This window comes from Thermogutta sp., assembly GCF_039793925.1.
Taxonomy (GTDB): Bacteria; Planctomycetota; Planctomycetia; order Pirellulales; family Thermoguttaceae; genus Thermogutta.
The window spans coordinates 1-5,010 of the sequence record NZ_JBAMME010000246.1 but is presented as its reverse complement, the minus strand read 5'-3'; the positions used below and the strand labels follow the sequence as shown (position 1 = coordinate 5,010).

At 59.7% G+C, this 5,010-nt stretch carries 5 protein-coding genes and 1 pseudogene; 1 reads left to right on the top strand and 5 read right to left on the bottom strand.

The window, feature by feature from the left end; all coding sequences use genetic code 11:
- Positions 1–226, bottom strand: a pseudogene (locus ABJK56_RS11750) (hypothetical protein); the annotation flags it as partial.
- Between the two features lie 464 nt (positions 227–690).
- On the opposite strand from ABJK56_RS11750, the gene ABJK56_RS11745 reads away from it, so the two are divergent.
- Positions 691–1,299, top strand: coding sequence for a transposase (locus ABJK56_RS11745; RefSeq protein ID WP_347244861.1), 609 nt, complete (start codon positions 691–693; stop codon positions 1,297–1,299).
- Positions 1,300–1,746: 447 nt separating this feature from the next.
- Here the strand turns inward: ABJK56_RS11745 and ABJK56_RS11740 are convergent, their stop codons facing one another.
- The 4 genes from ABJK56_RS11740 to ABJK56_RS11725 form a co-directional block, all read right to left on the bottom strand.
- The gene (locus ABJK56_RS11740) at positions 1,747–2,301 is read right to left on the bottom strand and encodes a PDZ domain-containing protein (RefSeq protein ID WP_347244860.1); all 555 of its coding nucleotides are present in this window, start codon (positions 2,299–2,301) and stop codon (positions 1,747–1,749) included.
- Positions 2,302–2,445: 144 nt separating this feature from the next.
- Entirely contained in the window at positions 2,446–3,009 is a 564-nt protein-coding gene (locus ABJK56_RS11735; RefSeq protein ID WP_347244859.1) for a PH domain-containing protein, read from the bottom strand.
- 66 nt (positions 3,010–3,075) lie between these two features.
- Positions 3,076–3,294, bottom strand: a complete 219-nt coding sequence (locus ABJK56_RS11730; protein WP_347244858.1) for a hypothetical protein — start codon at positions 3,292–3,294, stop codon at positions 3,076–3,078.
- Positions 3,295–3,346: 52 nt separating this feature from the next.
- Entirely contained in the window at positions 3,347–4,300 is a 954-nt protein-coding gene (locus tag ABJK56_RS11725) for a hypothetical protein (protein ID WP_347244857.1), read from the bottom strand.
- Positions 4,301–5,010 lie beyond the last annotated feature (710 nt).

The following is a 5,010-nucleotide window of genomic DNA, read 5'->3' as shown; positions in this document are numbered from 1 at the left end:
GCACAGTGCCGTCTGCTGACCCCGATGCCAGCATCCGGCCATCGGGGGAGAAGGCTACGCTGACTACCGCGCCTTCGTGCCCTTCCAGGGTACGTAGCACCTTTCCGGTAGCGGGGTCCCACAGCCGCACAGTGCCGTCTGCCGACCCCGATGCCAGCATCTGGCTATCTGGGGAAAAGGCCACACAGTGTACCCGGCCTGTATGCCCTTTCAGAGCAAATCCCATTTTTCACCCCCCCGTAGTTGTCAATTGCTGGTCGCAGATGCGACTTTACGACCTGCAACCTTGCGCTCCTCCTGATTCGTGGACGGCCCGCAGCCGCGCGGTGCCGTTCCACGACCCGGATGCCAGTATCCGGCCATCCGGGGAGAAAGCCATCCTATGTGCCCAGCCCGTATGCCCTGTTAGAGGGAATCTCGTTTTTTCACTCTTTGTGGTGATGGGCCGCCGCGATCGGGGTTGTTGGTATTATAGCGCTCCACCTGCGACATTCCCTTAATAAAGGAGTATCCCGACACCATTCTGCGGCTTATCGTCATTGATGGCCTTGGTGCGCAAATCTGGACAAATCGGCCGGATTCGAGGATCATCTACAGATATGAAGAGCAAAAAACCAATCCCACACCGGCAACGCAAACAGCGAGCGGAACGGGCCGGAATATGACCGAGCGCTGGTTCAGCGAGGTTCCATGACCATCCGGATTGCAGAAGATGGACTGACGGGGTGGTTTGATCAGGGCCCTCCCCATCGGGGCGCTCCTTTTGTTTGTCGCGATGGGGCCATTAAGTTCGTTCTGACCATCCGAGAAGGGTATCATCTTCCCAGTCGGGCAGCAGGGGTTTCGTTGCCCGTGCCCGACCATACCACCCTTTCCCGGAGAGGCCGGAGTGTCCGGGCTTGTCTCCCCCAACGGGCAAAAGGCCCGTTGCGTCTGGTTCTGGACAGCAGCGGGCTGAAGGTCTCCGGCGAAGGGGACGGCTTTTCCAAGCGGCGCACTTGGCGCAAAATCCATCTGGCCGTAGACAGCGAAACCGGCGAGATTCCGGCGATGGAGTTCCACGGCTCCGAAGTTGTCCAGCCGATACTGGAGGAGGTGGAACACCTCCCGGTCCGTGCGGCGGGGAATGGCTCATCCGACCGACGGGAAGTCGATCAGGCCCTTCCGGAACATTGCCATCTCCCCTCGCCGGGACGCCGGGAATGCCCAGGGGCTGTCCCACTCGCGAGATGGGAGCCGGCACGGTCGCTGCGCCGGGAAGCGGCCGCTCTTTGGCGGAAACGGCGGTTTTTCGGCTGAAAACCATCTTTTGGAAGATCGTTGAGCACCCGTCTATTGGCCACCCGGGAAACTCCGGCTCGTATTCGCCGCCGTGCGTTGAACACGATGACCTACCCGGGCATGCTGGACCGTTCCGCGGTAACCGGAGAGCCGTTACGGAGCAACCTGAAAAGGGTGTGGGGGAACTCCCTCCCGTTTTCGTTCCGAGAGAGCGATGGATACACCCAAGCCCCCCCGCCGGGTGAAATCCATGACCGGCCCTCTCCGACCTCATCGCCCCGCGGCTCACAGACTGTTTTTGCCCGTTCCGCTGTTGGAGGAGTCATCTGGCTATCGGGGGAAGGAAAAGCCATCCTGACCACCCCGCTCGTATGCCCAGCGGGATGCACGGTTCCTCGGCTGAACGATGCTGGATGGGTCGGCAAGTGGGGGAATGATGGGGCGGATGAAGTACTGGCCGCTTGTTTATTCTGACGGGGTTGTCCCCAGCACAACCGCGATCCGAATGTTCTTTCCATCTCGCAGAACAGTTAACAGAATACGCTCCCCGGGACGGTGCGATGCAATCTCCCGTTCCAGGTCGTCGCAGTAGCCAACATACATACCATCCACGAAGGTGATGATATCCCCCTCCTGCAATCCCGCTTTCTCTGCCGGGGTCCCGGCGAAGACAAAAGAGACTTTCGCCCCACCAGCGTCTTCGCATGTGATTCCCAGGGCAGGATTTGCAGGCAGGGGGGTCGCCCATTCCGCCTGGGGGGACGGTGTGGGTGCGATCTCTGTCCCTGCTTCGGGTGCAGGGATCAGGAAAGCGGTCAGGAGGACAGCGACAATGCAGAGGCCGACAATATTACTGGCCAAGCTGATCCATCCCAGAATGATCCCTGCGTGTGCCAGTTGTGGTTGATCCCCTTCTCGCTGGGCCTTTTTCCCCAGCCAGATCCCCGCGATTCCCGCGAAGGGTGGGCAACCGATCAACCCCAATACCGATAACATGATAGAAAGAATCGCTGGCGACATTGGTACCTCCTGTTTTGAGCTGATCCCATCTGTCGTGCACCGTTTAGAAACAGTGGGTGGGAACGAGCGGGCAGCGGTTGACGACCGAACCCATCCCGACTTGAACCGGTCCGGGAATTCCCGTTTCCTCCGCGCCAGTTCCTCCTAGGTGATGAGCCCGCGCCTGCGCGGGTCATTCAGGCGGGCCCGCAGGTCCGGCACATCCCTGGAGCGGAACTCGGCAGGTCGCTCCGAATAGATCGCTTTCTGGTCCATCATCGCGATCTTGAACTGGATGGGGTGGGCGACGCGACGGAAAACGTCGACCCCGATGTCGGCGCCGGTGATGATTTGGACATCGCCGTAATCCAGCAACTGTCCCAGCATGCCTTGCTTCGTCACCACATCGTTGACCTTTTCCAGCCAAGAGTCGGAGACGCGCTTCATATAGACCCCCCGGACCTCCATCACTCGCCGGTTGGTGACAATGTACTGTTGATTGCGCCAGCCGATGAAGCGGATGAGGAAGTGGCCCAGAGGGAAAAGCAGGAGCAGAAGGCCCAGGGGAAGAAGGGAGGGAGTAACCGAGGCGCCGCCGATCGAGAGCGCGATGATGACGATGGCGATTCCGAGGTCTCTCAGGGCGACCGGTAAAAGGGAGATCCAGTGCTGCCGGGTGACAAATACGATGCGCTCATTCTGAGCCAGTTGTTGCTCTACGTAGTCCATGAGTGTCTCCTGTGCGCGAATCGCGCATTACTTGTTGCAGATCGCGGGGTTGCAGAGTTGCCCGATTTATTCTTCCGGTAGGGCGCAGTGGTCATCGCGGATCGCGCGAGAGTGACAACGAGGGCACCGGGTAGGACTGGGGTAGGGTGCCCCTTTCCAACCGCAGTCAGGACAGTACATCATATAGATGCCACCCTCCTCGTGGACCCATCCCCGACCTTGCACAAAATAGAGTTTCGCGCCGCACCAATGGCAGGAGCGATCCGTGCTTGTCGCATCCTTCATTCCGCTTCCCTCCTCACAACGTCGCGGGGTCGCAGGGCCGCAGGGTCGCCCATCATGCCCCCGCGCCTTCCTTGCTGTCAGCCGGTGTCCCCTCGGGCGTTTGGTTCGGGGGGACTTCTATGGTTGCCCAACGGAACGGTTTCCCTAACGCCGTCCTCATGTTGGGATAATGATCCACCCTTCTTCCTTTAATTATGTGCACCCTACGCTCATCCACCACGACAGCGAACCTGGGCCTGACCCGGGAAAGGGCTCTCAGAGCATGCCGGGAGTCGGGATGGTAGACACACAGGCCTGTGGGTACATCGTACCATGCACCGGGCGTGTAGGGCCAGGTGACGATGGTATACTGTTTTCGATCTGTCTCCGGGAGCACCATACCCACTCCAGAAAACTCGTCGCCGAACCGCACGGTGATTTCGCTGCCCAGGATCTTCTGCACTCCGTCAAACAGCCTAGGGGAGGCAAGCTGGTATCCCCGGGCTGCCAGTGTTGCCGCAACGACCGCAAGCGGGATCGTGATGGGTAACCCCACAAGACACAAAGAGAATGCCGTCAGTGCCGTCGCCTTGCCCAATTGCTCGATCGTGTACGCCGTCTGGTACATCAGCCCCTCGGCACGTTCCAGAGGCTCGGGCCGCAAATGTTGGGCTCCTGCGAGAACCGTTCCCGCTCCGGGAAACGCCCAGATGACCACTCCCTGCTCGCCCTGTCTGGTTGTTTTGCAGCGGAAAGCCACATAGGGATGCTTGTCGGGATCGGTGATCACCTCCGGGGAAGCGATCACCCAGGTCACCGCTTTGTTTTTCCCCTTTTCTGTACCACTAGCCCGGATGACGATGGTGTTGTCTTCTGCCCGTTGCTGTGCAATTGCGCGGATCGGGCCATACTGGGATATGTCTGCCCAGGCTTTGGCGTTAGGCCGAAGCAATGCCGTGCCGATCGCCTCGTTGTCTGGCAACGTGTAGGTGATTTGGGTATGCCGAGAAGCGATCGTTGTGCGCATATTTCACCTCCTGAAGTTTTCATCTCTGGTTGAAAGCAATGGCTTGCGGGACGAGCCGTTGCCTGTACTCATATATATTATAGCAGCAGCCCTTTTGCCGCTGATTGCTTGCCGCAAGGTCGCGGGTCGCTGGGCGATGTACGACGAGCAATCGTTGCTCGTCCCCGGGCCAGAGCAAACTCCAGATCGGCGAAACTGCCCCACCCACTTCCCCCGGGCTTCCTCTTCTCGCTCCGCGTGTTCCAACTGCCCGTTGGCGATGGCTCCGGATGGTTCGCTGATGACACCTCAGGAGTTTGGTGGCAACCGGAGCTGCTCCTTTGGGCGCTTTTACAGCGCCCGAGTTGGGACGAAAGCGTCGAGTTGCTCGGGGAACGGTCTGTGTGGGGGCAGCGTTTCGTCCTGGTGGAAGGGACCCGAGCGGCCCTTTTGGGTCACCGGGAAAAGGCGGATTCACCGCCCGCCGCGTTATCATCGAACGGGGCAGGGAGACGATTGTGCCCTGGGCGGGACATGGGCGTTTGGGGTGGAAAAGCCCGTTTCATTGGGATTCCGCATTTCTTGAAAAAGATTTGAACTGTGGTAAAATGGGGGCGCCGCCTTTTCCGTTGAAGTGCTCCCATGACTGTACAATGGGGTGAGGTTGAGTTTGGAGCTCGCACGATCGGCCCCCTGGTGCTCACCACGCCAGTGTTGCAGCGCCTTGGGTT

Excerpts from the sequence above, each read along its gene's own strand:
- ABJK56_RS11745 (WP_347244861.1), top strand. The coding sequence starts at position 691 with ATGACCATCCGGATTGCAGAAGATGGACTGACGGGGTGGTTTGATCAG.
- ABJK56_RS11740 (WP_347244860.1), bottom strand. The coding sequence starts at position 2,301 with ATGTCGCCAGCGATTCTTTCTATCATGTTATCGGTATTGGGGTTGATC.
- ABJK56_RS11735 (WP_347244859.1), bottom strand. The coding sequence starts at position 3,009 with ATGGACTACGTAGAGCAACAACTGGCTCAGAATGAGCGCATCGTATTT.
- ABJK56_RS11730 (WP_347244858.1), bottom strand. The coding sequence starts at position 3,294 with ATGAAGGATGCGACAAGCACGGATCGCTCCTGCCATTGGTGCGGCGCG.
- ABJK56_RS11725 (WP_347244857.1), bottom strand. The coding sequence starts at position 4,300 with ATGCGCACAACGATCGCTTCTCGGCATACCCAAATCACCTACACGTTG.